The sequence below is a fragment of the Paenibacillus sp. J45TS6 genome, assembly GCF_018403285.1.
Lineage (GTDB): Bacteria > Bacillota > Bacilli > Paenibacillales > Paenibacillaceae > Paenibacillus.
Genome location: NZ_BOSJ01000076.1, coordinates 1 through 404, shown reverse-complemented (window position 1 = coordinate 404; position 404 = coordinate 1). Strand labels below are relative to the sequence as shown.

Genomic DNA, 404 nt, shown 5'->3' with positions numbered 1-404 from the left:
ACAACTCGATTAACAGTCGAGTGCTCTACCAACTGAGCTATCAGGGAATATTGGTGGAGCCAAGCGGGATCGAACCGCTGACCTCCTGCTTGCAAGGCAGGCGCTCTCCCAGCTGAGCTATGGCCCCATAATCGAATTATGAAGTTACATGGTGGGCCCTAGTGGACTCGAACCACCGACCTCACCCTTATCAGGGGTGCGCTCTAACCAGCTGAGCTAAGGGCCCTCATCATTAAATGTAACGACCAGGCAAAAAAAATAACCCAAAAGGGTATTCGCTTGGCGACGTCCTACTCTCCCAGGACCCTGCGGTCCAAGTACCATCGGCGCTGGAGGGCTTAACGGTCGTGTTCGGGATGGGTACGTGTGGAACCCCTCCGCTATCGCCACCAAACGAGCATTTT

General features: G+C 54.2%; 2 tRNA genes and 1 rRNA gene. All 3 read right to left on the bottom strand.

The features are described 5' to 3' along the window. Positions 1 to 51: 51 nt before the first annotated feature. Positions 52 to 127, bottom strand: a tRNA-Ala gene (locus KJS58_RS25025). A 22-nt stretch (positions 128 to 149) separates the two neighbouring features. After that, positions 150 to 226: transfer RNA gene (locus KJS58_RS25020), tRNA-Ile, on the bottom strand. A gap of 51 nt (positions 227 to 277) precedes the next feature. After that, positions 278 to 394 (bottom strand): 5S ribosomal RNA (rrf, locus tag KJS58_RS25015). Positions 395 to 404: the final 10 nt, after the last annotated feature.